Consider the following 26671-nt stretch of genomic DNA (forward strand, 5'->3'; position numbering starts at 1 on the left):
ATGGAGATGTTCAGCGCCATTCGTAACAGTACCACCGGCCTGGCGATCTTTGCGGTGGTGACCGCCGGCATGATCGCCCTGACACAGGTGGCCACCAGTGAGCGGATTGAGCACAACGTGCGTGAGGCCGAGGCCAAGGCACTGTACGAGATCCTGCCGCGGGACAGCATCGACAACGACCTGCTGGAGAATACCACCGAGTTCGTCGCGCCGACGCTGCTGGGCCATGAACGGCCGGCCAAGGCCTACCGCGCCCTGCGCGATGGCACGGTGGCGGCGGTGATCCTGCCGGTGGTGGCGCCGGACGGCTACTCCGGCAATATCCAGCTGATCGTCGGTATCAACGCCGACAGTACCCTGGCCGGCGTGCGGGTGTTGGCCCACAAGGAAACGCCGGGGCTGGGCGACAAGGTGGAGTTGAAAAAATCCGACTGGCTGCTCGGTTTCGACGGCAAGACGATGCACGGCGACACCGACAGCAGTTGGGCAGTGAAAAAGGATGGCGGCCAGTTCGACCAGTTTACCGGTGCCACCATTACCCCGCGGGCGGTGGTCAACGCCGTGGGCCGGGCGATCCGTTATTTCCGTAGCAACCGTGCGGCCCTGCTGGGGCTGGGCGAAGAGGTAGCTGAACATGGCAACTGATTACCGCAAGATCACCTTCGACGGCCTGTGGAACAACAACCCGGCGCTGGTACAGCTGCTCGGTCTCTGTCCGCTGCTGGCGGTGACCGGCTCGGTGGTCAACGCGATCGGCCTGGGTGCCGCCAGTACCCTGGTGCTGGTCGGTTCCAACCTGACGGTGTCGGCGTTCCGCAAGTTCGTACCCAGCTCGGTACGGTTGCCGATCTTCGTGATGATCATCGCCTCCTTCGTAACCTGCATCGAACTGCTGATGCAGGCATTCACCTACGACCTTTACCTGATCCTCGGCATCTTTATCCCGCTGATCGTCACCAACTGCGCGATCATGGGGCGGGCCGATGCCTTCGCCTGCAAGAACCCGGTCGGCGCTTCGCTGCTGGATGGCTTGATGATGGGGGCCGGCTTTACCGCGGTGTTGGTGATACTGGGCGCGATGCGTGAAGCGCTCGGCTCCGGCACCCTGTTCGCCGATATGCAGCTGCTGTTCGGGCCGGCGGCGGAGAGCTGGAAGCTGGTACTGGTCGGCGACTATTCCGGCTTCCTGTTTGCCATCCTGCCGCCGGGCGCTTTCGTCGGCATGGGGCTGCTGATCGCGGTGAAGAACATCATCGACGACCGCCTGGAAGAGCGCCGCAAGGCCCAGCAGCCGAAGCCAGAAGCCGGCAGCAAGCGCGTACGTGTGACCGGCTGAGGTGTGGCCGGCTGAGGTGTGACAGGCGGCTGATGTACGCCGTCACGTTCTGCCAATAAAAAACCGGAGCCTGGGGCTCCGGTTTTTTATTGGGGAGTGCGGGGGCTTGGCCGGCAATGGGGCAAGATACCCTGTGAAATGGTGCCAGCCTAGGTGCGGCCGGATGAATCGGGTTCTACTATCCGGTTGCCGCCAGCGTCGGTAGCCAGCCGCCGGGCGGCTGCAGATCGAGCCGCCGCTCGTTGCGTGAAGCGCGGCCGGAGATCTGGTAGCGCCTGCCCCGGTAGGCCCAGACCCGCAGGTCGCACCAAAGTGGCTGCTCCGGAGACAACAGCAGTCGGGACTTGGGCGCGATCTGCTGGGCCATATAACAATGCCCTTTCGCCAGCAGTCGCTGCAGCCGGTGGCGGCCCACCTGCTGTCTGTCCAGTACACCCAGACCGGCGTGGCCATGGCAGGGTTTGAATACCAGCTCTTCCTTGGTGGCCGCCAACTGATCGAGATTGTCCCGGCTGAGCCGGTAGCTGGCAGGCAGGTGGCGGTTCAATAGTGTTCGCTCGTCGGGTTCGATACCCAGCTCAAGGTCCCAGTCCGGTCGTGACAGGTACTGCAACAGTTGCTTGTCGCTGCGGGTGGCGTAGCTGAATGGGTTCGGCGCCACATAGACGCGACTACTGCGATAGGCCTCCAGCAGGGCGCTGAAGCGCGCATCCTGCCAGAAAAAGTCGGTGGAACGATTGACCACCAAGGCCACCGGGCTCCCCTCTACCCGTAGCCGGTCTCCTGCCCACTCCAGTCTTTCCGGCGATGCGATGGCGCTCTGCCAGCCGTCAGCCTGGGCGATGTCGGCCAACAACCGGTGTTCGCTACGAAACTTGCCGCGCTCCAGAGATTCCTGATCATCGAGTATCAGCAACAGTCCGTCGGGGCGGCTGCCGAAAAACAGCGCGGCTTCCTGAGCGATCATCTCGCCGATCAGCTGATAAAACTGCGGATAGCGGAGGGGCTCCGCGACGGCGGGTTGCGTATCCGATAGAAACTGCTCGAAGTACAGCCGGTTTATCTGTGCGGCGAACAGGAAGCCCGAGCCATTGTCGTTGAATTCGATCAGCTTCCAGTCCGCCGGTTGGTTTTCGGGCAGGTGCAGGTCCCAGGCACTGAAAAAGCAGACTTCGGCACGCCGTTGCCGGGCGCTCTCCGGTGCCTGTTGCAGCACCGTATCGATCCAGGCCTTGCGGGTGGTAACTCGTTCGAATGTCTCGATGAAGCGGTCCACCTCATCCAGCACCGATTGCGGGATCAACTGATGGCTGGCCACCACCGAAAACTCGTCCGGTATCCGGTAAGGGGGGCGCTGAAGCATCGCCTGTAAGCGACTGGGTCGATCCGGCATCCCGACACCTGCTGCGACTGACTAGAGGAGGTGGTGAGGGCGAGAAACAGGGCCACTAAAATTTTAGCAGCCTCCGCCACCCTGTCGGGTAGCGAGGGCTGCGAACTGATGTTGACCGGCGCGGCTGGATAATAAAGTCCGCCTTGGTTGGCATATGAGTGATTCCAGTCTGGCAAAAAACGGTCACTGCATTGAAGCCGAGTGCAAATGACGATGCGGCTCGGTGTCTACCTGGGCGCCCGTCATCTTACAAGGCGATTGCTGGCCGCAGTCATCTATAGGCTGCGATCGGCCAGCTCCGTCACCAGTTTGTCCCTTACCCGGTCATGGTGAAAAAACACCCGGCTCATATCGTCCGGTGCCCAGGAGACATTCTCCAGCAGGATCAGGCTGGTCTGACTTTCCGGGTAGTAACTCATCGTGGCGATATAGCTCGGCACATAGCCGCTGTGGCTGTATTCCAATACGCCCGCGGGGTGATCGATCTGCAACGCGAAACCGTAGCCCAGCTCGCCCCAGCGGTGCCGACGCTTAGCTGTGGCTTGGGTCATCTGGGCATAGCTGCGGTCAGATAATAGCTTCCCCTGATGCAGGCAGCGGTTCCATCGATGCAGGTCGCCGGCGGTACCGCTTAGCCCGCCGGACGGGTAGGCATCCGCAGGTGGCTGCCAATCGGCGCGGGCCAGCTGATACGCTGCGGATTCGTGGTAGCCGATTGCCGCCGGAATAAAGGCTGGGGTGCGGCTTGTGTCGAAGCCGACGGTCGCACTGCTCATTCCGCACTGCTGGAACAGTTCCGCCGCCAGGTCGGCAAACTCTCGGCCGGTAACCTTGGTCAGAAGCTGGCCGAGCAGGTTGTAACCGTAATTGGAGTAGGCGAAGTTGCTGCCTGGCTGGAATACGGGCGGCTGTCCGGGGCGCTTAAGGCCGCTGGTATGGTTCAACAGCTGGCCGGCGGTGATATGTTCGGACCCATTCTTGTCCAGTGTCGGCAGGTAGTGGCGGATCGGCTCGTCTAGCGCCAGTAGCCCCTGTTCGACCGCCCTGAGTGTTAGCGCGGCAGTGATCTGCTTGCTGAGTGAGCCCAGGCCAAAGCGCTGTTCGACGCTGACCGGTATTTGGCGTTGCCGGTCGGCCAGGCCTTGGCGGTACTGAAAAATATGCTGATCGTTGCGGGCGATCAGCAGCACGCCGTTGAAAGGGCGTGGTTGCTGCTTTTGCAGTAGGGCGGTGAGTTCCTGGGCCAGCCTCTCGGCAAGCGGCTTATCGGCTGCTCGGCCCGGCGGGGCCAGGCAGAGTGTTAGCAGTGCGCATATGGTCAAAAACGGCAATGGTATGCTGGCGAGCATTGGATCATCCCTGAACGCTGGTAAATGGCGGCGGCCATTGTAGGGTCAGGCACTGGTTTTGGTAAACGGGATCGGTGGGAATTAATAGCGCACCTGGGAGCCACTCTCCTTTTTCGCCAGGTACATCTTCTCATCGCCTTTTTTGATCAGCTGCTCCTCGTCGAAATATTCATCGGGACCGGTCTCCACCATACCGATGCTCAGATGGAAGTCCGGGTATTTCGCATGGAAAGCTTCGAGCAACCGCTCGCAAATCTCGTTGGCGTCGGCGATCTGGCATTCGGGCAAAACCACGCAGAATTCGTCGCCGCCATAACGGCAGGGGATATCGGTTTCGCGCAGGCAGTGGGTTAGAATCTGGCCGATCGCTTTCAGGACCTCGTCTCCCTTGATATGGCCGTAGGTATCATTGATCTCCTTGAAGTTATCGATATCGAAATAGAGCAGTGACAACTTGGTCTTGCGCCTTTTCGCCATGGTGAGTTCCCGCCTGAGCAGCTCTTTCATCGCGCGCTGGTTATAGGTGTGGGTGAGCGAGTCCATCTTGGCCTGCTCCTCCAATTGTCGGGTGCGCTCGGCAACCTTCTCCTCCAAGCTTTTGGCGTATAGTTCGGTCCGCTTTTTGGCGGTTTCGATCTCACCCACCAGGCTGTCGATATAGGTGTCGAACACCAGCGTAATATCGAAATAGATCAGTTTGTTCAGGATAACGAGCGTCTCGGACAGCTGGTCGGAATCGCCGAGGGCGCGCCTCAGGGTGGTGACGATTATCTCCTCCAGGCTCCTGACGGCGGACAGGTAAAGCTTGGGTTCGACACCGATCCGTTTATGGACCATGCCGATACGCAGGCGGTTATTGACGTATTCGCTGTCGTAGTGGCCGGCGAACAGGTCGATCACGTATCTCCGTTGTGCCGTACTCAATCGACTGAGCGTATCCGCATCGCCGATCAACAGCGAGATCTCGTCGATCTCGGTCTGCTTGGAATAGAACTCGTCGACGATGGCGTCGACATTTTCTTCGATGATCTGCTTGTATCGGGTCAGCTGGCTGAGCGAAGCCTTATCGAGATTAAGCAACTCCATACGGTTGTTGATCTCGACATCGCTGATCCGCATCTGCTCGAGCAGCGTTTGCTGTGTGCGCTTTCTCAATGTGCGTCTCCTTCCTGGACCTACGCCGATGAAGCCTTCCTGATACTAATTCAGTTTTTCTGAAAAATTTATTTACAAAGTGTATGGGCAGGCTTTTTTAGTCGTATGAAAACAATATTTATCAGATGCTGCTGAATCAATGAGCGCCAGGTTCAATATAGTTCAGCCTGTCGCTGTTGAGCTGACCGGGAAGAGAGGAGGAGGGGCCGATGGGACTGAGCCCCATCGGCGTTGGCCGGTCGTGGGGTTAGCCGCGGTTGAGCAGTTCGCGCAGGTCGATGATGGCCGCGTTGGCGCGGGAGATGTAATTGGCCATCACCAGCGAGTGGTTGGCGAAGACGCCGAAGCCGCCGCCGTTCAGGATTACCGGGCTCCAGACGGTGTCCTGGGTCGCTTCCAGTTCGCGGATGATCTGGCGCAGGCTGACCCGGGCGTTCTTCTTGTCCAGTACCGGGCCGAAATCGGTCTCGATCGCCTTCAAGAAGTGCAGGATCGCCCAGGCGGAACCGCGTGCTTCGTAGAACACGTCGTCGATCTCCAGCCAGGGGGTCTTCACTTCGGTTTCGGCACCGGTAGCGGTGGACTGGCTGGCGGCCGGATCGCCGGCCAGGTCGGTGTTCAGCCGTTTCTGGCCGACGCTGGCGCTGAGCCGCTGCGACAGGCTGCCGAGCCGGGTCTGCACGTCACCGAGCCAGTTGTTCAGGTTGTCGGCGCGGGCGAAGAACTGGGACTGCTTGGCGCTGCTGTCGCCCAGTGCCTGCCAGTACTGATCCAGTGCTTTAAGTCCCTTCTTGTACTGGGACTCGGAGGAGGGCAGCAGCCAGCTGGAGGCATCGTAGTTGAACTTGGGTTCGGCGTCGGTCAACGCCGGGATCTCCACCGATTGCGACTGCGAGCGGCTGAAGTCCTTGCGCAGCGCGCGGCTCAGGTCGCGGGCCTGGATCAGTGCGCCGTACTCCCAGTTGCTGATGTTGTCCAGCCAGACACCCGGCGGCAAGCGGTCGTTATGGGTAAAGCCGCCCGGCTTGTGCAGCAGGGTGTCGATTACCTGGTGCAGGCTGTAAACCGTGGTGTAGCCGGTGGTGGGCTGCAGGCCACGGGCCTCAGCGTCGGCCTTGGCCTCGCGGGCCGGCTCGAAGGCCGCCGGGGTAAAGCTCCAGTACAGGCCGACCGGCAGCGCCAGCAGCAGATAGGCCAGCAGTAGGCCAGCCAGCCAGCGAGCGATCTTGCCGCCGGGCAGGCGGTCCCACAGGTCCAGGGTGGTGTCGAGCATCTGATCGAGTTGTGTCCGCATGGGGCTCCTTCCGTACAGTCGATGGTGCAGCGCGTAGCTTAGCCGATTTCCGCTTCGCTTACCCGCTTGCGTCGGCGCAGGCTGTACAGGCTTTCACAGGTATAGATCGCCAACGCGCTCCAGATCATCATGAATGCCATCGCCCGTTCGCCTTCAAAGGGTTCAGCGTACACCCAGATGCCGATCAATAGCTGAATGCTCGGGGCGAGGTATTGCAGTATGCCAAGGGTGGCCAGCGAGATTCGTTGGGCGCCGTAGGCGAACAGGATCAGCGGCACCGCAGTGGCGGCACCGGTACCGATCAGCAGCAGATCCTGCTGCAGCTCGAACTGGCCGAAGCTGCCGTCGCCGCGGCTGCCGAGCCAGAGGATATAGCCCAGTGCCGGCAGGAACAGCATGGCGGTTTCCAGCGCCTGGCCCTCCAGCGATGGCAGTGAGGCTTTCTTGCGCAACAGCCCGTAGAAACCGAAGGTGAGGGCCAGCGTCAGCGCGATCCAGGGCAGCTGGCCGTAGCTGAGGGTCAGGTAGAGCACGCCGCAGCTGGCCAGGGCGATCGACAGCCACTGGATCGGCCGTAGCCGCTCCTGCAGGAACAACACCCCTAGCAGCACGCTGACCAGCGGATTGATGTAGTAGCCGAGGCTGGCCTCGACGATATAGCCGTTGTTGACCGACCAGATATAGGTCAGCCAGTTCAGCGCCAGCAGCAGCGCACAGCCGAGGCTGTTCAACAGCGTGCCGGGTGAACGCAGTGCCGTACCGAGCCAGCGCCAGCGGCGCAGGCAGAGTAACAGCAGGCTGAGCAGCAGCATCGACCAGACCATCCGGTGGGTCAGGATCTGGTCAGCCGGCACTGCATCCAGCGCTTTCCAGTACAGGGGCAGGAAGCCCCACAGGGTGAAGGCGGCCAGCGCCGACAGGATTCCGTGGTTCATTGGGTCGTCCGTTTGCGGAGTCAGCGTTCGAGCTGTCCGTGTCAGTCCGTTGATCTTTCGGGTTGGTGGTAGTCGGGCCGGATCAGATCTGGCGCTGGCGCTGCGCCAGTATGCCCAGGGCGATAAAGATCAGCCCGATCGCCGGCGCCAGATAAAGACCGGGGATCCGTGCCAGCTGTCCCGCCAGCAGTGGCGTCAGCCAGACCGTCAGCAGTCCGTAGCCGAACGCGCAGACCAGCACGAACACCAGGGTGCGGATCAGGAAATGGTGGCGGGCGATCAGCCGCTTGATGGCGTTGTTGATGTCGCTGCCGTAGATCACCAGCACGGTGGCAATCATCGCCATGGCGCACTGGTTCAGGTAGGGGCGTACCTGGTGAGACAGAGAGATCAGAATCTCCATGATGGCTCGAGCTTCCTGCGGATCGGTAAAGAGGCGATTGTAGCGCGAAAGAAACCGACTGACAGTCCTGTCAGTTGGTTTTTTTGCGGTTGCTGCACGCCACATTGCGCGGCGTGCGCCGGACCGGGCCTTACATCTCGGGGCAGAACATCTCGTGCAGGGTGCCGATGATGCGTTTGGCGGTGTCGCCGTGTAGTGAGTAGTAGATCGTCTGGGACTCGCGGCGGGTTTGTACCAGGCCGTCCTTGCGCAATACCGCCAGATGCTGGGACAGTGCCGACTGGCTCAGGTCCAGGCAGCGGTTGAGCTCGGAGACCGACAGCTCCTTGCCATCGAGATGGCAGAGGATCAGCAACCGGCTCTCATTGCCCAGTGCCTTCATCAGCTGGGCGGCGCGGCTGGCGTTTGCTCGCATCATCGCCAGGGTCGCGCTATCGGGTGTTGGTGGGGTGCTTGTCTGTGCAGTGTTCAAAGTGTCACTCCGGAATAGTCGTTCTTATTGTAAGTGTTATCCCTCGGCGGTTGGATTCTAAAGCAAGGGTTATTGAATCTCAATTCGCTAATGTAGCCTGTTTACATATTAGAATAATCTAATATACTTGCCAGAACATCTCGCCAATCAACTGCTTGAAATGAGGAACTGCCGGATGTCACTTGCCGATCGCCTGGTTGTCGGTGCTATGCGCTACCCCAGACGGATCTTCCTGGTATTGACCGCCATCGTGCTGCTGGCCGGCTGGCAACTGCCCTCCATTCAGGTGGATACCGACCCGGAGAACATGCTGCCGCACGACCAGCCCGACCGGCTGTTCCACGACAGGATGAAGCAGCGCTTCGCCCTGTATGACCTGATCGTGGTCGGCGTGGTCAACGAGCAGCATCCGGCCGGTATCTACAACAGCCAGACCCTGGCTCAACTGCACACGTTGAGTGCGTCGATCGCCGAGATGGCCGGGGTGGTGCGCCAGGAGCAGATGGCGCTGGACCGGGTCGACAATATCCGCCAGCAGCCGGGCGGCGGTATCCGCTTCGACTGGCTGATGAAGCAGCCGCCGGCCGATCAGGCTGGCGCGGGGGAGGTCCGTCGGGCGGTCGAGCGGTTGCCGCTGCTGCAGAACACCCTGGTGTCGGGTGACGGCCGGGCGGCGGCGCTCTACGTGCCGATCGTCGACAAGTCGGAGAGCTACCGGTTGGCCAATGAGATCCAGGCGGTGATCGATACCCTCGACCCGGCCGACCAGTACCATATCGCCGGCCTGCCGGTGGCGGAGGACACCTTCGGCGTGGAGATGTTCGTGCAGATGGCGATCTCGGCGCCGCTGGCCGGGCTGATGATCTTCCTGCTGATGTGGCTGTTCTTCCGCTCGATGCTGCTGGTCGGCGCGGCGATGATCGTCGCGCTGGTGTCGGTGATCGTCACCATGGGCTTGCTGATCGGCCAGGGCTACACCGTGCACATCATGAGTTCGATGATCCCGATCTTCCTGATGCCGATCGCGGTGGTGGATTCGGTGCATATCCTGTCGGAGTTCGCCGACCGTTACCGGCCGGGTGAGGAGCCGAAAGCGGCGTTGCGCACGGTGATGGCGCACCTGTTCACGCCGATGCTGTACACCTCGCTGACCTCGGCGGTCGGCTTTGCCTCGCTGGCGTTTACGCCGATCCCGCCGGTGCAGGTGTTCGGACTGCACGTGGCGTTCGGCATCCTGCTGGCGTTCCTGCTGACGGTGCTGTTCGTGCCGGCCTATATCGCCAGCCTGTCGCCGGCACGGCTGGCCAGGCTGAAGGATCACCGGATCGATGAGAATACCCAGGGACTGCTGGCGCGGCTGCTGTCCGCCACCGGGCGTTTCGCACTGCTCCGCGCCAAGGGGCTGCTGATACTGTTCGCCGCCCTGGCGGCGCTGTCGCTGTACGGCGTCAGCCAGATCCAGATCAACGACAACCCGGTGCGCTGGTTCAAGCAGGACCATCGGCTGCGGGTGGCCGACCGGGTAATGAACGAACACTTCGCCGGCATCTACGATGCCTTCCTGGTATTGGAGAAAGCGTCCGACGGTTCCGGCACCGAGGCACTGGATCGGCGGTTAGACCAGCTGGCGCAGCAGTATGGCCTGCAACAGCCGCTGGCCGCTATTCGCAATGCGACTGAAACGAATGAACTGCAGAGCTATGGCAATGCGCTGATCGTCGCGTTCGATGAGGCCAGCTTCAGCGGTTCTGCCGAGGATGAAGCCGGCTGGTTGGCACTGATCGACACGGTCGAGCAGGCGCAGATGCAAGCCAGGTATTTCCTCGATCCCGAAGCGCTCGGATATCTGGATCGCCTGCAAGCCTACCTCGACGCTAACGACCGGGTGGGTAAGTCCAATGCGCTGCCGACGCTGGTCAAGACCGTCTATCGCGAGCTGCAGGGCGGCGCCGATGAACAGTACCGGCTGCCGGCTAGCCAGCAGGCGGTGGCCCAGACCCTGCTGAGCTTCCAGTCATCCCACCGGCCGACCGACCTCTGGCATATGGTGACCCCGGATTACCGTTCGGCGGCGATCTGGCTGCAGCTGAAAAGCGGCGACAACCGCGACATGAGCGCGGTGATCGAACAGGTCGACGCCTACCTGGCCACTCATCCGCTGCCGCCGGGGGTGAGCGCCAACTGGGCCGGGCTGACCTACATCAACGTGGTCTGGCAGGAGCAGATGGTCAGCGGCATGCTGGCCAGCCTGCTGAGCGCCTTCGTGGCGGTGCTGCTGATGATGATCCTGCTGTTCCGCTCGCTGACGCTGGGGCTGCTGTCGATGCTGCCGTTATCCGTGACCATCCTGTTCATATACGGATTGATCGGCTGGGTCGGCAAGGATTACGACATGCCGATCGCGGTGCTGTCGGCGCTGACGCTGGGGCTGTCGGTGGATTTCGCGATCCACTACCTGGAGCGGGCCCGGGCGATCTTCCGCCGCAGCGGTGAGTGGCCGGCGACGGTCGCCGAGCTCTATCAGGGACCGTCGCGGGCGATCAGCCGCAACGCGGTGGTGATCGCCATCGGCTTCACCCCGCTGCTGCTGGCGCCGCTGGTGCCTTACATCACCGTCGGCTTTTTCCTGGCCACCATCATGGCGGTGTCGGCGCTGGTCACGCTGCTGTTGCTGCCGGCGGTGATCGGTCTGATCAAAGGTAAGCAACGCCTGTTCGGCGTGCGGGAGGAGATCGAGAATGTATAATTGGCTTGCACGCAGTCTGGTACTGCTCGGGGCGATGCTGAGCAATGTATCCCTGGCGGCCGATTTGACCGATGTCGACGAGATCGTCCGCCGCGCCAACCTGGCCGCTTACTACCAGGGCGCCGACGGCCGGGCCGAGGCGCGGATGATCATCCGCGACGGACAGGGGCGTGAGCAGATGCGCCAGTTCACCATTCTCAGGCGCGACCGGAGTGACGGCGGCGACCAGGATTTCCTGGTGGTGTTCAGCCGCCCGGCGGACGTGCGCAACACCGTCTTCATGGTCGCCAAGCACACCGAGGGCGAGGACGACCGCTGGCTGTACCTGCCCAGCCTGGATCTGGTCAAGCGAATCTCAGCCGGTGACAAGCGGACCAGCTTTGTCGGGTCGCACTATTTCTACGAGGATGTTTCCGGCCGTAATATCCGCGACGACCAGCACCGCCTGCTGGGCAGCGACGAGCGTTTCTACCTGATCGGCAGCACGCCGAAAGACCCGGCCAGCGTCGAGTTCGCCCGCTATCAGGTGTGGATCGACAAGCAAACCTTCCTGCCGATGACCATCGAGTATTACGACAGCGGCGACCGCTCATACCGCAAGGTGGAGGTGATTGAAACGGAGACTGTGCAGGGGCATCCGACCGTGACCCGCTCACAGGTCAGCGACCTGCGCTCCGGTGGCAGCACCCGCATGGAGTTCCGTTTTATCCGCTATGATCTGGGGATGGAACCGGGCCTGTTCAGCGAACGCTCGCTGCGCAATCCGCCCCGTGAATGGTTGCAGCGGCCGCATTAATTATCAATGGGCCAGAAGGATGGCGCTGATGGAGGCTAGATAAATCATGCGACTGGGAGTGGCTGGCCTGCTGGTGTTGCTATTATCGACCCCACTTGCCCGGGCAGTGGGTCAACCGGCCGATACAACGGATGACTGGGGAGATGACAGCTGGGCCGAGGAGTCCTGGGATACGACGGCGGAAAGTGGCCCGCGCTGGCACGGTTTCTACGAAGTGGGACTGGGCGGACGGCTGGCGGACGATGCGGTGCTGGATGAGCGGCTGACGCTGGCGGAAACCCGGCTCCGACTGGAACGGGAGCAGTATCTCGGCGACTACCGCTACAGCCTGAAGGCCGATCTCTGGGCCGATGGCGTCGAGCACGGCCTGCACGGCCGGTTGCGCGAGGCGCTGCTGTCGTTCAGTCCGAGCGACCGGCTGGATCTGCGCATCGGCCAGCAGGTGCTGACTTGGGGTACCGGAGATCTGCTGTTCCTAAACGACCTGTTCGCCAAGGACTGGGTATCGTTTTTCAGTGGCCGCGAAGATGGCTACCTGAAAGCGCCGGCCGCCACCGTCAAGGCCAGCTACTACAGCGGTGCCGGCGCCAACCTGGACCTGGTCTGGACGCCGCGTTTTCGCAGCGACAACTTTATCGACGGTGAGCGGTTCAGTTACTTCTCGCCGCTGACCGGCAGCAATGTGGCGGCACCGGACGGCCATCTGCAACCGCAACGGCCTGAGCATGATCTGGACAATGGCGAGTTTGCTGCCCGGCTGTTCGGTCGTCGTGACGGCACCGAGTGGGCACTGTACGCCTATCGCGGTTTCTGGAAACAGCCCAATGCGGTCGATCCGGCCGGCCAGTTCTACTTCAGCCGGCTGACCGCGCTCGGCGCCAGTCTGCGTGGCAACCTGGCCGGCGGTATCGGCTATACGGAGCTGGCCTGGTACGAAGGCGAGGATGGCAGTGGCGGCGATCCGCTATTGCCGAACGACCAGTTGCGGCTGTTAGCCGGCTACGAGCGGGAGCTGCGACCCAAGCTGACTCTCGGTGTGCAGTACTACCTGGAGTGGCTGCAGGATCACGCTGCGCTGGCCGCCAATGACGGCGACTCGCCGTACCGGCCCGACGAGTACCGCCAACTGTGGACGCTGCGGCTGACCTACCGGGCCATGCAGGACAACCTGACGCTGAGCTGGTTCAGCTTCTGGTCGCCGAGCGACCAGGACTACTACCTGCGCCCGTCGCTCAGCTACCGATTCGACGACCAGCTGTCGCTGACCGTCGGCGGTAACCTGTTCGGTGGCGATCAGTCGCATACCTTCTTCGGCCAGTTCGAGGACGCTTCCAACCTCTATGCCCGGCTGCGCTACAGTTTTTAACTCAGGTAATAGTTTTGAGTTAACAGGTTTTAGTTAACAGAGTTGAGTTAACAGCGGGCCCCGCCTCAGTGCCAATTTGCTATTTCAACCAGGCTTTGTAGGAGGCGCGTCCCGCGGCGACGGATTCAGTTCGTTCTGGCCGAATATGAATATCCGTCGCTATGGGGTCGGTTTTTCCGGATTTTTGTAAGCTTTTAGTTAACGGGTTTTAGTTAACAGAGTTGAGTTAACAGCGACCCAGTCTCAGTGCCAGTTTGCTATCGCAGCCAGGCTTTGTAGGAGGCGTGCCCCGCGGCGACGGATCGTAGGTTGGGATGAGGCCGAATCCCAACAGAGTTGGCTTGAGATCCATCCCTGGTGGCGATCTTCCATAACAACGGTCGACTAAGCCGCCTTGCCGACCTCGTCGATCAGCTTCTGCGCCTCCTCACCGACGATCTGTAGCGCCCGTTCGACCCGCGCGTTCATCTCCGGCGCGAAGTTAATCCGGATACAGTTCTGGAAACGGGTCGAGGCGCTGAACAGCGGCCCCGGCGCCACGCTGACGCCGCGTGCCTGGGTGCGCTCGTTGAGCTGCTCGGCATCGACCTGCTGCGGTAGCTCCACCCACAACAGGTAGCCGCCCTGCGGTCGGCTGGCGCGGGTGCCCTCCGGCAGGTAGCGGGCTACCCATTCCAGCATCCGGTCACGGTTCTGCTTGTAGCTGGCGCGCATCTTGCGCAGGTGGCGCTCGTAACCACCCTGGGCGATGAATTCCGCTACCGCCAGCTGCGGCAGAGTGGTGCTGGCCATGCTGGTAACGTATTTCATGTGCATCACCTGCATCAGGTACTGGCCCGGCGCTACCCAGCCGACCCGCAACCCCGGGGCGATACTCTTCGAGGTGGCCGAACAGAGAATCACCCGGCCCTCCTGGTCGAACGATTTGATGGTGCGCGGTCGCGGGTAGCTGTAGCTCAGGTCGCCGTAGATATCGTCCTCGATGATCGGCAGGTCATATTTGCGCGCCAGTTCCAGCAGCCGCTGCTTGTGGCTGTCCGGCATGCAGTAACCGGCCGGGTTGTTGAAGGTCGGGGTGGTCAGGATCGCCTTCACCGGCCACTGCTCCAGCGCCAGCTCCAGCGCTTCCAGGCTCATGCCGGTTTCCGGGTGGCAGGGGATCTCCAGCGCCTGCAGGCCGTTGGCTTCGATCGCCTGCAATGAGCCGAAGAAGCCTGGCGAATCCACCGCGATGATATCGCCGGCCTGTGAGATCGCCCGCAGGCTGGTGGACAATGCCTCCTGGCAGCCGGTGGTGACGATGATCTCCTCGGCCGCCAACCGGCAGCCGGAATCGACCGCCAGGCGGGCGACCTGGTGGCGCAACTCGTCGGCGCCGTGCAGCTGGTCGTAGGCCAGTCCGCGCAGGCCGACCCGGCGGTTCAGGTCGCTGAGGATGGTCTGCAGCGGCTTCAGGGTCGGCGCTTCCAGGTTGGGTAGCGCGACGCTGAGGTAGACCATGTTGCGGTCTTCCGGCTGCGACATCATGTGCAGCACCTGTTGCCAGCGCGACACCCGCAGCGGCTTATGCAGGGTGCTGCTGGTACTGGGCAGCGGTGGCACCTCGATACGCGGTGACACGTAATAGCCGGACTTGGGGCGCGGCTGGGCCAGCCCGCGGTCTTCCAACAGGCGATAGGCTTCCTGTACCGTGGAGATGCTGACGCCGTGTTCCTGGCTCAGGCTGCGGATCGACGGCAGTTTGTCGCCGCTGCGAAAATAGCCCTGCTCGATCCGTTGCGCCAGGGTATCGGCCAGCTGTTCATACAGTTTCATCACGCGCTCCGGTGGTGTGCCGCCAACCGGTACAGTTGGTTGCCCCGGCTGGCAATACAGATCTGTTTCTATAGGTCTGTATGGTGTCTTATTTGTTGTTTTTGGATCTGTAATGGTTTCAGCTGTGGCCCTAAACTGCAACAACTTTCAATGAAGGGGTTGCAGCGATGATTTTCTATCTGAAACTGGGGCCGTTGCTCGAACAGGGGTTGCGGTTGTTAAGACAATGGCGGCACCGGGCCCGTAGCCGCCGTCAATTGCTGGCGCTGGACGAGCAGCGCCTGAAGGACACGGGGCTGAGCAGGGCCGAGGCGTTGCGAGAGGGTTGCAAGCCGTTCTGGCAGTCGTGAATCAAGGCGTGAGCCAAGCCCTGAAATAGGCCGTGAACCAAGCCGTCAAACATGCCGTGAACTAAAGGAGAGAGGGTGTGCGGAACAAGATCGAGTACAGATTACTGGACGTATTTACCGAGCTGCCGTTCGGCGGCAATCAACTGGCGGTCTTCCCGCAGGCCGAGGGGCTGTCGACGGAACTGATGCAGCGGTTGGCCAACGAGCTGAATTTGGCGGAAACCACCTTCGTCAGCGCGGGCGAGGGCGAGCGGGAGCCTCGGGTGCGGATCTTCACCCCGGCATTCGAGATGCCGTTCGCCGGCCACCCGACCATCGGCACCGCGATCTGCCTGGCGATGCTGGACGGCGACAACGGCCGGAGCGAATGGACACTGCAGGAAAATGTCGGCCCGGTGTCGGTGCGGGTCGATCTAGACGGGGCTCAGCCGCGCGCCACCCTGGCGGTGGCCCAGCTACCGGAGGTCAGCGAATCCTCGCTGAGCCGCGCCGATGCGGCGGCGCTGTTGGGCGTGGCTGAAGCCGAGGTGATCGCCGAGCCGTTGATCTCCAGCTGCGGTTATCCGTTCCAGGTGATTCAGCTGGCCAGTGCCGAGGCGGTGGCCCGGACCACGGTGCAGAGCGCCGCCTGGCAGCGGTTGCTGGCCGATCATCCGGTGCCCGATCTGTACGTGGTTTCTGTCGACGGCGACCGGGCCAAGGTGCGGATGTTCTGTATCGAGATCGGTATCCAGGAGGACCCGGCCACCGGCAGTGCCGCCGCAGCGTTGGCGGGAGTATTGGCGCAACCGCTGACGGATGGCGACTATCGTTACCTGCTTAGCCAGGGTGAGGAGCTGGGCCGGCCCAGCCAGCTGCAGCTGGATTTCAGCAAGCGGCAGGGCGCGGTAAGCGCGGTCGAAGTCAGCGGCAGTGCCCGGCTGGTGGGCGAGGGGGCGTTCTATCTGGATCAGTTGTGCTTGCAGCGCGGCTAGGTAATCGGAACGAGGCTCGGCCTGGGCTGCCAACCATCCTGGTTAGAGTTAGCTCTGCTGAACTATTTATGACAGCGCGCTGAACTGGTCATTATTTTAAGCCAATATGGCGGTCCAGGGCATTTCCAACTAATGGACGAAGTTAGTTGGAAACTGAAGGTGCCCTGATCCGCCTTATGATTCAGTACTGATAGCTAAAAAGTTTCATTAACTAGAGCTATGTCTGTTTGTTACCTTAAACTGTTCAAGGAGTAAAGATGACTCTTTTATAGATTTCTCAATCTCCGCAAATCTCTTCTCACCTGCTACGCTAGCGTCCGCAGCATTTCGTGATACTTCGGAAATTGACGTTATACTTTCATTTATGCTGGAGGTTACCGCAGTCTGTTCGTGGGTAGCCGAGGCAATTTGATAGTTACGGTCGTTAATCTCAGAAACAGCCCCTGTAATCTTCAAGAACGACTCTCCTGCACCGGTGGCTTCAGAAACGCCGGATGCGGTAGCTCTAATGCTTTTTTCCATCGCCTGAACCGCGTCATTAGCGCCCTTATCAAGTCGTTGAATCATCGCGGAAATCTCTTCTGTCGACTCTTTGGTTTTTAGAGAAAGAGACCTAACTTCATCAGCAACGACCGCAAACCCCCTACCATGCTCGCCAGCGCGGGCGGCTTCGATTGCTGCATTCAATGCAAGCAGGTTTGTCTGCTCCGATATTCCCTGTATAACGTCTAGCACGGAAGCTATTGCTTCTACATCACTTGCGAGGGAGTTAACAGTGTTCGCGACTTCGACAATGTCATCAGACATACCACTGATGGAAGAGACTGCCTGATCGATGACCGCTTGTCCTTGATCTGATTCCCTTCGAACATTTTCTGTCGACACTGATGCCGCTTGTGCACTTTCCGCGACTTCAGTCACCGAAGCCTCGAGTTCATGTATCGCTGTTGCTACATGCTGAATCATTTTTTCCTGCTGATTCGAGCAATCAGAAGCATGGGACAATGATTCTGATGTTTTCACTACGGTTTCTATCATTCCTTTGTTTATTGAAATGGCCGTCGAGATCACCTCTTCAATATTCTTGACAAACGTATTAAAACCACTTGCGAGTGCGCCTGCTTCATCGTTTTTTAAGTACTGTAGTCGTTGACTAAGGTCTTTCTCGCCTTGACCGATTGACACCAAGGCAGTTGCTACATCATTAATAGGCTTGAATAAGTGGCGAGTATAGAGTGATAGAATTGCTAGGAATACAAATGCTATAGCTGTACTCAAAATCCCCGAGCTTAATAGCGCCTCATTGATGTCATCGTATACTTCACTTTCCGGTATTTCTGCTACTAGAATCAAACCAAGGCTTGGTACAGTTGTAGAGGTGACAAGTAGATCGTCCTGAATTTCCTTGGAATAAACTTGTACTATGTCCTTTTTATCTCCGTTAGATTTTAGTTTTAGATAGTTATCTGATGTTTTTCCAACTTTTTCCTTGTCTCCATGTAGCTGTATTTTTCCGTTGTTGTCTACGAGATAAACAATGCCGGTTTTTCCGATCTTGTAATCCTTGACTGTTTTTGTGAGATGATCAAGCCTGCTTCCAATTCCTATTACCCCTAAAAAACCTTCTTTGGTGTCAATTCTATAGTTTATAAAGACGGAAAGGTTTCCGGTCACCTCGTCCATGCTGAGGTTTGCTTCGTATTCATCGCCGCTTCTTACAAAATCAAAGTACCACTGGTCATGTGAGTCGCCTGTTGATAGAGTCTTGAATACTCCTTTTTCATAGTAAAATTTCTTTGTCCTTTCTGATGTTAGAAAAACAGCATCTGTATTGTTTTTAATCATGATTTCTGACAGGTAATCCGTCACATCACTTAGCTGCTCTTCTTTTTCCCCGTTACGTAACCAGCGCTGAATAAAAGTATTATCAGCCATTGCTTTAGATGTGATGATGGAAGGAGAAAAATCACTAGAGATTTTTCCTTTTACCTCTCCGAGCGCTGCCGGAATCTCGATGGTAGTGACTCGTTCTATCGAAGAGGAATACATGTTAGATAAGTTTAGAGATGTAGATGCTGATATTAGTATTAAAAATGCTGCGCATATGGTTAAAATTATCTTGTTTTGTATTTTCATGATCATTCCCCCCTGAGTTTTATCGTCCAGCGGCCGATATAGTCGTTAAGCTGGTGGACAATTAATATTGCTGATCCGGGTCTATGGTGCTTATAAATATATTGTGCGGCCGATGAAAGCTCATTTTAAGAGCTGTAAAGGCTTTGTTGTAAGCTGTTATTTTATTGTTGTATAGGTGGTGGTATTTTGGATTGGCTTTCATGCTTGTCACTATCTTTCCTGTTGGTTGTTATTCAATTGATAGCGGGTTTTTAAATTGGGAGTGCTTTTTTTAAGTGGGAAGGGGTAGTCACCTTGGCTGGTTGACGTTGCATGATGACTTCTCCGTGGCGTATTGACAGCAATACCTCACCCTGTTTGCGAAGTACGGAATAGTCATCCTCACCTTCTAGAAGTATGCAGTTGGCTGGATGGCCTACTGCTATACCATATTGATTAATAGAGAGGGTGCGGGCACTATTATCTGTGATGAAGTCTAGAGCATGGCAGAAATCGTTGTAGCCCATCATTTGGCATATATGTAGGCCAAAGTCGAGCGTTCGCAGAAGCTTACCGTTTCCTAATGAGTACCAAGGATCAAATATTGAGTCTTCGCCAAAGCAGACATTGATACCTGCCGAGTTAAGTTCTTTAACACGGGTGACGCCACGGCGTTTTGGATAGCTATCAAAACGTCCCTGTAAATGGATGCTTTCGGTCGGGCAGGCGACAAAATTAACCTCTGAGTGTTTCAACAATCGAAATAGCTTGGAGCAGTAGGCGTTATCGTAAGAATGCATGGCGGTTGTATGACTGGCGGTTACCCTTGGCCCCATGTCATGGAATAGCGCCTCGGTGGCCAGCACTTCCAGGAAGCGTGAGTTCGGATCATCGGTTTCATCACAGTGCACGTCCACTAACCGGTTATGTCGCACCGCCAGTTCAATCACTTTTTTCATTGAGGCTTCGCCTAACTCACGGGTGTACTCGAAGTGAGGAATGCCACCAATTACGTCTGCGCCGATCTCTATGGCTTGTTCCATTAATATCAGACCATTGGGAAAGGAAAGCAGACCTTCTTGTGGAAATGCTACGATCTGTAGATCGATTTTATCTTTCAGTTCGTCACGAAGTGCACAAAGGGTTCTCAGGCCTATCAAAGAAGGGTCAGTTGTATCTGCATGGGTGCGAATATGCTGCACACCGTTACTGACCAATAATTCAATAGTTTCGATAGCGCGCTGGCGAATATCCATTTCGTTTAAATCAGGCTTACGCTGACACCAGCGCTCGATTCCCTCAAACAATGTTCCACTCTGGTTCCAGCTTGGCTCACCGGCTGTTAGCGCGGCATCTAGATGAATATGAGGCTCGACGAAAGGAGCACACACCAATTGGCCTTGAGCATCAATCGATGTTGCCGGAGGGATTATTGTCGAGGTTTGAGATGTGATGCCACTGAAGAGCCCCTTGTTAATACTAATACGGTAAAGCCCTTGTTGATGGCGAAGGCGTGCGTTGACTATTTCCATAGCCCCTCAGTTATCCAAGTTGTAGATTTGAATCAATAAATGTTCAATTGGTATAGCGCATTGCATTTTTGCTAAAGAGGTCGATCTTGCTCAGGCGATAATTTAAATTGTTGTAGTGACTTTCCGGATTAACGGTCGGATGTCGCTTATTACCAAGCGAACTCAGATAGCCATTATCCATCTACCGTAGTTGCAGATGGCACGGTTTTTAAGGTGAGCATCATTAATGCGTATGCAGCTGCTGCTACCAGTACTCCAGTCACCGGAGGCAGTACCGGAGAAAAGAACGCTGCTGATGAACCGGTCGCATAAGCGCACAGGCCAATCCAGTTGAATTTGGGCAGATTTGAATTGCTCAATTTGGGATACTGGCCGTTATGTGCCAACCAGAAATCAGCCATAATAACGCCACCGATTGGCGGGATGAATGTGCCGAGCAGAACCAGGAAAGGGATCAACAGGTCGTACATACCGCCGACGGCCAACAGCGTACCAATCGCGGCGCCGACTACGGTGACCAAACGACGCTTTTTAGTGCGGAGCAAGTTACAGCCCGCAACTGAAAAATTGTAGATGGTATTGTCTTGGGTGGTCCAAATGTTCAGGAACAACATTAGCACGGCCAATACGACAAAGCCTTGTGCCATCATCACATCGACAATGTCAGCTTGCTGGTAGATCAATGTACCGATTGCGCCTGTCAGCACCATTAACCCGTTGCCGACACAGAACGCTGCCATTGTCGAGAGCAGTGCGATACGGGGCGTTCGAGCAAAGCGACTCCAATTTGTCGCTTGCGTTCCTCCGCTAACAAAGGTACCGACGATGACGGTAATTGCGGCTGTGAAGCTAAGGCTGTCGGTCGGGTTTTTACTGGTCAGGCCAACGATACCACCGACGTCAATCAGGCCTTTGTAGAGGCTGATTAAAATGAATATCAACATGGCTGGTACAGCAAAACGTGATAGCCAATCCAGCCCCTTGTAGCCGATCATTGCAGTTACGCAGAAGCCGAATCCGAATAGAATCATTAGTGGTGTTTCAAGCCAGCCAGGCAGTCCAGTAGTTTTAACTAGAACTACGGATATAGTGGCAGTGCCCCAGGCATACCAGCCAATTTGGGTAAATCCTAAAACTAGATCAGAAAGTTTGCTGCCTTTCTCGCCAAAGCAGAACCGTCCCAGCAAAACTGCATTCAAACCGCTTTTGCATGCTATATAGGCTAGTATTGCTGCGTAAGCACCCAGTAGAAGGTTACCGACGAAAATTACCATCAGCAGCTGATCAAAGCTAAATGCTGTGCCTAGTGACCCGCCAGCCCACATGGTCGCAGTGAAAAATGTAAACCCCAATAATAAAAGCGACGTTGACAGCAGTCCCTTGCGCTCAGTTGCAGGTACTTCACTAAGCGGATAATCGGCAGTTTCCATCGCAGACTCCATTCGTTCGAATTAGTAATTGTTATAAGGATTTGGTTGCTTTTACTTGGCTGGTAACATAAGTTCCATGTGTTTGCTATGGGCTGGCTGTTTGGTTTTTTGTTAATGTCATATTTTTAAAGGAGGTGTTACTTCGGCCTTATAAGGTTGTTGTTGCATAAATTTAACCTTCACCATCAAGTTCAATAGAGCGTTCGATGCGAAACTATGTATCATATTGGTGCAGGTTATATTGTGCCTTGTATATTGTCGATGCATAGCAGAGTTTTATTTTATGTTTGAGGGTGATGTGGTATGGGGCCTTTCCAGGGTTTGTAACGCCTTGTTCTGCTGCTTGTGTTTCTTGGGTACATATATGGCAGTTAATACCCCTACGATAATAATAGCCATACTAAGGAAGTGTGCTGCTCCAATCTGTTCATCCAAGAATACATAGGCGGCTAGGCCACTAAAAATTGGAAGGGTATAGTAGATCAACGATGGTGTAGTTGGTCCCAAGATATCAATCGCTTTTCCCCACAGTAAAAAGGCAATCAATGATGCGAAAAATCCGATGTAAAATATAGCGTACAGTGTATTTATGTTTGCACTTGAGATCTTGAAGTCGCTGGTTATAGACTCCCAGACGTAAAAGGGGAATAGGAATATAAGTCCAAATATGAATGTAGATACTTGAAGGGAGAGTGTGCTGATTTTGTGGGGTTTTTGTTTTATGAGGATACTATATATCGCAAAGCAGTTAGCGGCGCCTAGCATCCATAAGTCTCCAATAGAAAAATTAGTTTCTACAATCGACGATATATTCCCTCTTGTAACGAGCACAAGGATTCCCGTGGCCACTATTATGATGCCTGCTCCTTTGTTGACTGTGATATTCTCTCCGAAATAAGCCCATGAGAATAATATTACAAAAATTGGAAAGGTTATTGATATTAGTGATAAATTTATTGCGTCCGTTGAGTGGCTTGCAATATAAATAAGGGTGTTAAATAGGGTTACGCCAAGTATTGATGTTATTGCAAGATATTCGAGATTTTTTCGAATTTCAGTCCATTCGCGTATAAGCGATGGTAAGGCTAAAGGAAGAAATACTACAATAGCGACTACCCATCGCCAAAAGGCAAGACTGATAGGTGGTACGCTTTCTGTTAGTCCGCGAGCAACAACGAAGTTGCCGGACCAGATGATTGTTGCTACTAAAGCGAAGAGATAGCCAGAGGTAAGTGTCTTTGATATTTTTATGTTCATGCTACTCACCCTATTTTGGTTCTTAATGTTATTTATATGGCTAATAGAGCGTGTGTTTGGGGTTTTGAGGTTTGTTATGTTTTGCCATGTGAAAGATGTATATGCTGCTATCGCTTTTCTATATGTGGTATTTTCTGGTTTTTATTTGGCGGTTTTGTATTTTAATCGTTGTCAATGCTGTTGGCTTCAGAAATTTTAGGTTGGAAGATTTGGGTTCAGCAATGAATCACAGCTCTGGATGTGCTGCCTGTATATTTGGTTTTGGAAGAGCGTTCTTAGATCGTATTGTTATTACTCTCAAAAACGCAATCAGAACGGGCCCGGCTATGTTTATTGCCAGGCCCGTAAGTATCAGAGGGACGGTTCATCCCCAAGCTTGCCTGTTACAGCCATTGATTACTGTTGACGAAGTGGCAGTGCAACCGGTCGGAGTGGGGCCGCATCTGCACCACGGAGTTTCAGCGAACCGCCAATAAATGCGAATTCATAGATCTGGTCTTTAGACAAGTCCTCGAGATAGACCAGTTCCATGATTGGCGCTCCTTGTTCTGCCAGCAGATAGGTATGAAGCGGCACATAGTTGTTTTCCACTTCGGACGGAAAGGCTTCGAAACTCAGGTTGTCAGCCCCTACGACCATGGCGCCACTATCCTCAACCAGGAAGCGGGCTGCATCCATGCCTAGACCCGGAGGGTTATTCATATAAGCGGCTGCATCGTTGTAGTTTTGCATGCGCCCTGTACGGATTAGAACGATATCACCTTCCTGCAGGGTTACCTTCTGTTTGTCCAAAGCCATCTTCAGGTCTTCTCGAGTTACCCGATAGTTATCGGGCAACATCTCCACACCTTTTGCGGCGGCAACATCAATCATCACACCTCGTGCGATCAGCGGCGGAATTTTTTCGGCGCCCCCCACCGCCCAACCTCGGTCGCCTAGATGTTCGCTGGCTTTGAAGCCGTTCCAGATTTTGCCGTTCAGGCCGAAGTGGGGTAGTGCATCGATGTGGGTACCCATATGAGTGTACATAGAGACAGCGGCGCCGGTGTAGCTGACGTGCTCGTTCATCTCCTCACCCAAATGGAGGGGGTCGTCAATCGTATTGCCGTGGGGGGTATGGGTCATCCAGATTCGGTAGTGGGGGTCGCCAGCGGCCTGCCAGCTAGGCATGCCAATGAAATATTCGACGGACAGGTCGTAGGATTTGCCACCTTCGATCCGTGATAGCACGGCAGCCTGTGATTCTGGTGTGATCAGGTTTAAGCGACCGATTTCGTCTTTAGGGCCCCAAGGACTGATGCCTACGTCCGGCTTGGCGCTGGCTGTTGTGCTACCAATCGCAAGCGCTGTCGCCAGCGCCAAGAGCGGCAATTTTTTCAGGATGGTGGGTTTCATCTTCGATCTCTCCGATAGTTCTAAGATTGATGCTCTCCTTCACGTGACTGACACGATAATCCTTATTGTTGATTTAATAATCCGCCTATCTGGAATAAGATTGTTCTCATAGGTTTACCAATGTGGGTGTTTGGATGGAAAGGCTGAACGACATTGCTGTCTTTATTCAGGTGGTGGAGTGCGGTAGCTTCACGGCTGCGGCCGAGCGATTGGGGCTTTCCAAGTCGGTGGTTAGCAAGTATGTGACTCGACTCGAAAATGGTTTGGGCGCGCGCCTGCTCAACAGAAGTACAAGACGGATGAGTCTGACTGAGGTGGGACAGGCATTTTTCACTCAGAGTCGCAGAGGGCTTGACGCGATTGAGGATGCCGAAGCCGAAGTATCCCGGCTGCAAGAGGCGCCCCGTGGGACGCTGAAAGTAAACGTGCCGATGTCCTTCGGCATTCTACATATAGCGCCATTACTACCGGAATTTCAGTCGCTTTTTCCGGACGTGTCTATCGATATGACCTTGGAGGACCGTCATATTGACGTTATCGAGGAAGGTGTTGACTTGGTAATTAGGATTGCCGAAATGCCGGATTCGTCATTGGTGGCAAGAAGGTTGGGGCCATGCCGGCATGTCGTGTGCGCCTCACAAGAGTACTTTGAGCGTTGGGGGGTGCCTCGAGTGCCTGAAGACCTGCATCATCACAACGCCATTACCTATAAATATCAGGAATCTTCCGCCGGGTGGCGGTTCCTATCACCCGAAGGTCGTTTGATATCGGTACCTGTTTCGGGGGCTATCCAGGTTAACAATAGCCTTGCTTTACGTGAAATCTTAATCGGCGGGGCTGGGATCACTTTAACCCCGACATTTATCGTAGGTGCCGACCTTCAAGCGGGCAGGCTAAAGGCAGCTCTTACCGGATACAGGGCACCGGAATTATCGATCTATGCGGTTTATCCGCAAAGGCAACATCTACTTCCTAAGGTCCGGGCGTTTGTCGAATTTGTCGCTGAGCGAATCAACGAGACACCATACTGGGATGAAGCAAGGCCAGAGTAGTCGATTCCAAGCCTGCGGGGTACACAGGACAGGCTGCTCTGGCATCGTTTAGTGATGCCACCCGAAGCAGGGGGCAGAGGAGCAACAGACTTGGGTCGGCCTTCTAACTTTTCTACTCCGAAAGCTCGATGTCGACGAGATCTTCCCGTCGGTTCATCTAGCGGGTCTGGCGCTGTCGCGCAACGCTAGCCTTCCAGTTCGGTTCTGAAACCGCTTGCATCTCAGGCTGGAAAGGTACGGGATAGATTTTTCTTTTTCTTTTTCTTTTTCTTTTTCTTTTTCTTTTTCTTTTTCTTTTTCTTTTTCTTTTTCTTTTCTCCACTGTGCTGTCTGAAACAGCATCAGCCTTATGTCAAATCCCCAGATGTTGGTGGTCGAGTGTTTTTGATGTCAGTCTGTCTGTTATTTTGTTGTCAAGCTCTTTAGTTGTTATAGCAGCTATTATTATTCTTTCTTTGTTTTGTAGTCTTTTATTTGGTTGTATGTGTTTAAGCGTTTTTGTTCTGGTAGTTGTCATTTGTTAGAGTTTTTTGGGGAGAGAATATTAAATTTTTATGGGTTTCTAATTTTTAGTTTTCATTCTTAATATAAAAATAACAGGAATATGATTAATGAAGTTTAAGTCGGTTTTTTTGTTGTCGGGCATCTTGATTTCGTCAGCTGCTTCCGCAGAGATGCAGTGGAGTGATGTTAGTTTGACCTATCTCAAAGGTAGTAACCATGAACTTGGAGATCCTGATAGGCAAACATTAACACTTGAACATGTAAGTGATCATGATTGGGGAGATAACTTCTTCTTTTTAGATCGGGAAAAGTCTGATGATGGTGCCCTTAACAACTATTTTGAATTCAAGCCAAACATTAGCCTGAGCTATCTCACTGGAGCCGAACTATCATACGGACTGGTGGCAGATACATATATTGCCACTACCTGGGAATCAGGTAATAATTTTGATAACTATTTGCTAGGTCTAGGCGCGGACTTCGAAGTTCCTGGTTTTCAATATTTTAAGGCTAATGTTTATAATCGTAATAATGAATTAAAAGAAGACGATACTATGTTAACGGTTGTTTGGGGCTTGCCGTTTAATATTGGTAACGCAGAGTTTTTGTATGACGGATTTGTCGATTGGTCATCTGCTGAATCTGACCACGCTTCTGAAACCTTATATATGGCACAGCTAAAGTGGAATGTAGGTAAGGTTATCGGAACTAAGGCTCCTGTGTATCTGGGTGTCGAGCATGTTTACTGGAATAATAAGTTCGGTGTGCAAGGCATAGTGGAACGAAATGTATCCTTCCTAGCAAAGGTACACTTCTGACACTCTAACCCAGCTTTGGTAGCTTTCCTCTTCATAACCCCGCACATAGCGGGGTTTTTTGTGTGTGCGCCAGGCATGGCGCGTAGCGCCTTGACTGGCGCTGTTCCGGTACGCGTGGTGGCGGCCGGATGACTTGGTGGTGAAAGTCCACTGTCGGCCCGGCAAGGGGAACGATTAGCCGAAC

General features: G+C 55.5%; 23 protein-coding genes. 9 read left to right on the forward strand and 14 right to left on the reverse strand.

All coding sequences use genetic code 11. The features are described 5' to 3' along the window. Both rsxG and K6T12_RS02570 read left to right on the forward strand, forming a co-directional pair. On the forward strand, positions 1-645 hold the full coding sequence (gene rsxG, locus K6T12_RS02565; protein WP_222219168.1) for an electron transport complex subunit RsxG: 645 nt from the start codon (positions 1-3) through the stop codon (positions 643-645). Continuing rightward, positions 635-1336, forward strand: a complete 702-nt coding sequence (locus K6T12_RS02570) for an electron transport complex subunit E (RefSeq protein ID WP_222219171.1) — start codon at positions 635-637, stop codon at positions 1334-1336. Before rsxG ends, K6T12_RS02570 begins: the two co-directional genes overlap by 11 nt. Positions 1337-1514: 178 nt before the next feature. Here the strand turns inward: K6T12_RS02570 and K6T12_RS02575 are convergent, their stop codons facing one another. From K6T12_RS02575 to K6T12_RS02605, 7 genes are all read right to left on the reverse strand, one after another. Further along, positions 1515-2729 carry a hypothetical protein gene (locus K6T12_RS02575; protein WP_222219173.1) on the reverse strand — a complete coding sequence of 405 codons (1215 nt, stop codon included), beginning with the start codon at positions 2727-2729 and terminating at the stop codon, positions 1515-1517. Positions 2730-3004: 275 nt separating this feature from the next. Next, positions 3005-4078: a serine hydrolase domain-containing protein gene (locus K6T12_RS02580; protein ID WP_222219175.1), complete on the reverse strand. Its 1074-nt coding sequence runs from the start codon at positions 4076-4078 to the stop codon at positions 3005-3007. Positions 4079-4159: 81 nt separating this feature from the next. Then, the gene (locus K6T12_RS02585) at positions 4160-5233 is read right to left on the reverse strand and encodes a GGDEF domain-containing protein (RefSeq protein ID WP_255611495.1); all 1074 of its coding nucleotides are present in this window, start codon (positions 5231-5233) and stop codon (positions 4160-4162) included. Between the two features lie 247 nt (positions 5234-5480). Then, positions 5481-6527 carry a DUF2333 family protein gene (locus K6T12_RS02590; RefSeq protein ID WP_222219177.1) on the reverse strand — a complete coding sequence of 349 codons (1047 nt, stop codon included), beginning with the start codon at positions 6525-6527 and terminating at the stop codon, positions 5481-5483. Positions 6528-6565: 38 nt separating this feature from the next. Next, positions 6566-7462, reverse strand: coding sequence for an EamA family transporter RarD (rarD, locus tag K6T12_RS02595; protein ID WP_222219179.1), 897 nt, complete (start codon positions 7460-7462; stop codon positions 6566-6568). An 82-nt stretch (positions 7463-7544) separates the two neighbouring features. Then, positions 7545-7865, reverse strand: coding sequence for a DUF3392 domain-containing protein (locus K6T12_RS02600; protein ID WP_222219181.1), 321 nt, complete (start codon positions 7863-7865; stop codon positions 7545-7547). Positions 7866-7995: 130 nt separating this feature from the next. Then, positions 7996-8280: an ArsR/SmtB family transcription factor gene (locus tag K6T12_RS02605; RefSeq protein WP_222219221.1), complete on the reverse strand. Its 285-nt coding sequence runs from the start codon at positions 8278-8280 to the stop codon at positions 7996-7998. 232 nt (positions 8281-8512) lie between these two features. Between K6T12_RS02605 and K6T12_RS02610 the strand changes: the two genes are divergently transcribed. Genes K6T12_RS02610 through K6T12_RS02620 form a run of 3 tightly spaced genes read left to right on the forward strand, consistent with a single transcriptional unit; the run spans position 8513 to position 13245 of the window. Then, positions 8513-11083 carry an efflux RND transporter permease subunit gene (locus K6T12_RS02610; protein ID WP_222219183.1) on the forward strand — a complete coding sequence of 857 codons (2571 nt, stop codon included), beginning with the start codon at positions 8513-8515 and terminating at the stop codon, positions 11081-11083. Then, positions 11076-11879 carry an outer membrane lipoprotein-sorting protein gene (locus tag K6T12_RS02615; RefSeq protein ID WP_222219185.1) on the forward strand — a complete coding sequence of 268 codons (804 nt, stop codon included), beginning with the start codon at positions 11076-11078 and terminating at the stop codon, positions 11877-11879. The genes K6T12_RS02610 and K6T12_RS02615 overlap by 8 nt, the downstream gene beginning before the upstream one ends. A 46-nt stretch (positions 11880-11925) precedes the next feature. Then, complete coding sequence (locus K6T12_RS02620; protein WP_222219187.1) at positions 11926-13245, forward strand: DUF1302 family protein; 1320 nt, start codon at positions 11926-11928, stop codon at positions 13243-13245. 384 nt (positions 13246-13629) lie between these two features. Here the strand turns inward: K6T12_RS02620 and K6T12_RS02625 are convergent, their stop codons facing one another. Further along, positions 13630-15060 carry an aminotransferase-like domain-containing protein gene (locus K6T12_RS02625; RefSeq protein WP_222219189.1) on the reverse strand — a complete coding sequence of 477 codons (1431 nt, stop codon included), beginning with the start codon at positions 15058-15060 and terminating at the stop codon, positions 13630-13632. A 167-nt stretch (positions 15061-15227) separates the two neighbouring features. On the opposite strand from K6T12_RS02625, the gene K6T12_RS02630 reads away from it, so the two are divergent. Both K6T12_RS02630 and K6T12_RS02635 read left to right on the forward strand, forming a co-directional pair. Continuing rightward, positions 15228-15410 carry a DUF1127 domain-containing protein gene (locus tag K6T12_RS02630; RefSeq protein ID WP_222219191.1) on the forward strand — a complete coding sequence of 61 codons (183 nt, stop codon included), beginning with the start codon at positions 15228-15230 and terminating at the stop codon, positions 15408-15410. 77 nt (positions 15411-15487) lie between these two features. Further along, positions 15488-16384: a PhzF family phenazine biosynthesis protein gene (locus K6T12_RS02635; RefSeq protein WP_222219193.1), complete on the forward strand. Its 897-nt coding sequence runs from the start codon at positions 15488-15490 to the stop codon at positions 16382-16384. 207 nt (positions 16385-16591) lie between these two features. On the opposite strand, the gene K6T12_RS02640 is transcribed toward K6T12_RS02635, so the two are convergent. The 5 genes from K6T12_RS02640 to K6T12_RS02660 form a co-directional block, all read right to left on the reverse strand. After that, positions 16592-18520, reverse strand: coding sequence for a methyl-accepting chemotaxis protein (locus K6T12_RS02640; protein ID WP_222219195.1), 1929 nt, complete (start codon positions 18518-18520; stop codon positions 16592-16594). Between the two features lie 251 nt (positions 18521-18771). Then, the gene (gene codA / locus K6T12_RS02645) at positions 18772-20031 is read right to left on the reverse strand and encodes a cytosine deaminase (protein ID WP_222219197.1); all 1260 of its coding nucleotides are present in this window, start codon (positions 20029-20031) and stop codon (positions 18772-18774) included. A 173-nt stretch (positions 20032-20204) separates the two neighbouring features. Continuing rightward, on the reverse strand, positions 20205-21461 hold the full coding sequence (gene codB, locus K6T12_RS02650; protein WP_222219199.1) for a cytosine permease: 1257 nt from the start codon (positions 21459-21461) through the stop codon (positions 20205-20207). A 276-nt stretch (positions 21462-21737) separates the two neighbouring features. Next, a complete protein-coding gene (locus K6T12_RS02655; protein ID WP_222219201.1) occupies positions 21738-22718 on the reverse strand; it encodes a DMT family transporter in 981 nt (326 codons plus the stop codon). A gap of 396 nt (positions 22719-23114) precedes the next feature. Beyond that, entirely contained in the window at positions 23115-24113 is a 999-nt protein-coding gene (locus K6T12_RS02660) for a cyclase family protein (RefSeq protein WP_222219203.1), read from the reverse strand. A 134-nt stretch (positions 24114-24247) separates the two neighbouring features. Here K6T12_RS02660 and K6T12_RS02665 point away from each other — a divergent pair, with 134 nt between their 5' ends. Next, on the forward strand, positions 24248-25165 hold the full coding sequence (locus K6T12_RS02665) for a LysR family transcriptional regulator (protein ID WP_222219205.1): 918 nt from the start codon (positions 24248-24250) through the stop codon (positions 25163-25165). Between the two features lie 153 nt (positions 25166-25318). Here K6T12_RS02665 and K6T12_RS02670 read toward each other — a convergent pair whose 3' ends face one another. Continuing rightward, positions 25319-25507 carry a hypothetical protein gene (locus K6T12_RS02670; RefSeq protein WP_222219207.1) on the reverse strand — a complete coding sequence of 63 codons (189 nt, stop codon included), beginning with the start codon at positions 25505-25507 and terminating at the stop codon, positions 25319-25321. Positions 25508-25776: 269 nt separating this feature from the next. On the opposite strand from K6T12_RS02670, the gene K6T12_RS02675 reads away from it, so the two are divergent. Further along, a complete protein-coding gene (locus K6T12_RS02675) occupies positions 25777-26487 on the forward strand; it encodes an outer membrane protein OmpK (protein ID WP_222219209.1) in 711 nt (236 codons plus the stop codon). Positions 26488-26671: the final 184 nt, after the last annotated feature.

This window comes from Marinobacterium arenosum, assembly GCF_019795155.1.
In the GTDB taxonomy this organism is placed as follows: domain Bacteria; phylum Pseudomonadota; class Gammaproteobacteria; order Pseudomonadales; family Balneatricaceae; genus Marinobacterium_C; species Marinobacterium_C arenosum.

Coding starts and splice junctions, on each gene's coding strand:
- rsxG (WP_222219168.1), top strand. CDS start 1: ATGGAGATGTTCAGCGCCATTCGTAACAGTACCACCGGCCTGGCGATC.
- K6T12_RS02570 (WP_222219171.1), top strand. CDS start 635: ATGGCAACTGATTACCGCAAGATCACCTTCGACGGCCTGTGGAACAAC.
- K6T12_RS02575 (WP_222219173.1), bottom strand. CDS start 2,729: ATGCCGGATCGACCCAGTCGCTTACAGGCGATGCTTCAGCGCCCCCCT.
- K6T12_RS02580 (WP_222219175.1), bottom strand. CDS start 4,078: ATGCTCGCCAGCATACCATTGCCGTTTTTGACCATATGCGCACTGCTA.
- K6T12_RS02590 (WP_222219177.1), bottom strand. CDS start 6,527: ATGCGGACACAACTCGATCAGATGCTCGACACCACCCTGGACCTGTGG.
- rarD (WP_222219179.1), bottom strand. CDS start 7,462: ATGAACCACGGAATCCTGTCGGCGCTGGCCGCCTTCACCCTGTGGGGC.
- K6T12_RS02600 (WP_222219181.1), bottom strand. CDS start 7,865: ATGGAGATTCTGATCTCTCTGTCTCACCAGGTACGCCCCTACCTGAAC.
- K6T12_RS02605 (WP_222219221.1), bottom strand. CDS start 8,280: ATGCGAGCAAACGCCAGCCGCGCCGCCCAGCTGATGAAGGCACTGGGC.
- K6T12_RS02610 (WP_222219183.1), top strand. CDS start 8,513: ATGTCACTTGCCGATCGCCTGGTTGTCGGTGCTATGCGCTACCCCAGA.
- K6T12_RS02615 (WP_222219185.1), top strand. CDS start 11,076: ATGTATAATTGGCTTGCACGCAGTCTGGTACTGCTCGGGGCGATGCTG.
- K6T12_RS02620 (WP_222219187.1), top strand. CDS start 11,926: ATGCGACTGGGAGTGGCTGGCCTGCTGGTGTTGCTATTATCGACCCCA.
- K6T12_RS02625 (WP_222219189.1), bottom strand. CDS start 15,060: ATGAAACTGTATGAACAGCTGGCCGATACCCTGGCGCAACGGATCGAG.
- K6T12_RS02630 (WP_222219191.1), top strand. CDS start 15,228: ATGATTTTCTATCTGAAACTGGGGCCGTTGCTCGAACAGGGGTTGCGG.
- K6T12_RS02640 (WP_222219195.1), bottom strand. CDS start 18,520: ATGAAAATACAAAACAAGATAATTTTAACCATATGCGCAGCATTTTTA.
- codA (WP_222219197.1), bottom strand. CDS start 20,031: ATGGAAATAGTCAACGCACGCCTTCGCCATCAACAAGGGCTTTACCGT.
- codB (WP_222219199.1), bottom strand. CDS start 21,461: ATGGAAACTGCCGATTATCCGCTTAGTGAAGTACCTGCAACTGAGCGC.
- K6T12_RS02655 (WP_222219201.1), bottom strand. CDS start 22,718: ATGAACATAAAAATATCAAAGACACTTACCTCTGGCTATCTCTTCGCT.
- K6T12_RS02660 (WP_222219203.1), bottom strand. CDS start 24,113: ATGAAACCCACCATCCTGAAAAAATTGCCGCTCTTGGCGCTGGCGACA.
- K6T12_RS02665 (WP_222219205.1), top strand. CDS start 24,248: ATGGAAAGGCTGAACGACATTGCTGTCTTTATTCAGGTGGTGGAGTGC.
- K6T12_RS02670 (WP_222219207.1), bottom strand. CDS start 25,507: ATGCTGTTTCAGACAGCACAGTGGAGAAAAGAAAAAGAAAAAGAAAAA.
- K6T12_RS02675 (WP_222219209.1), top strand. CDS start 25,777: ATGAAGTTTAAGTCGGTTTTTTTGTTGTCGGGCATCTTGATTTCGTCA.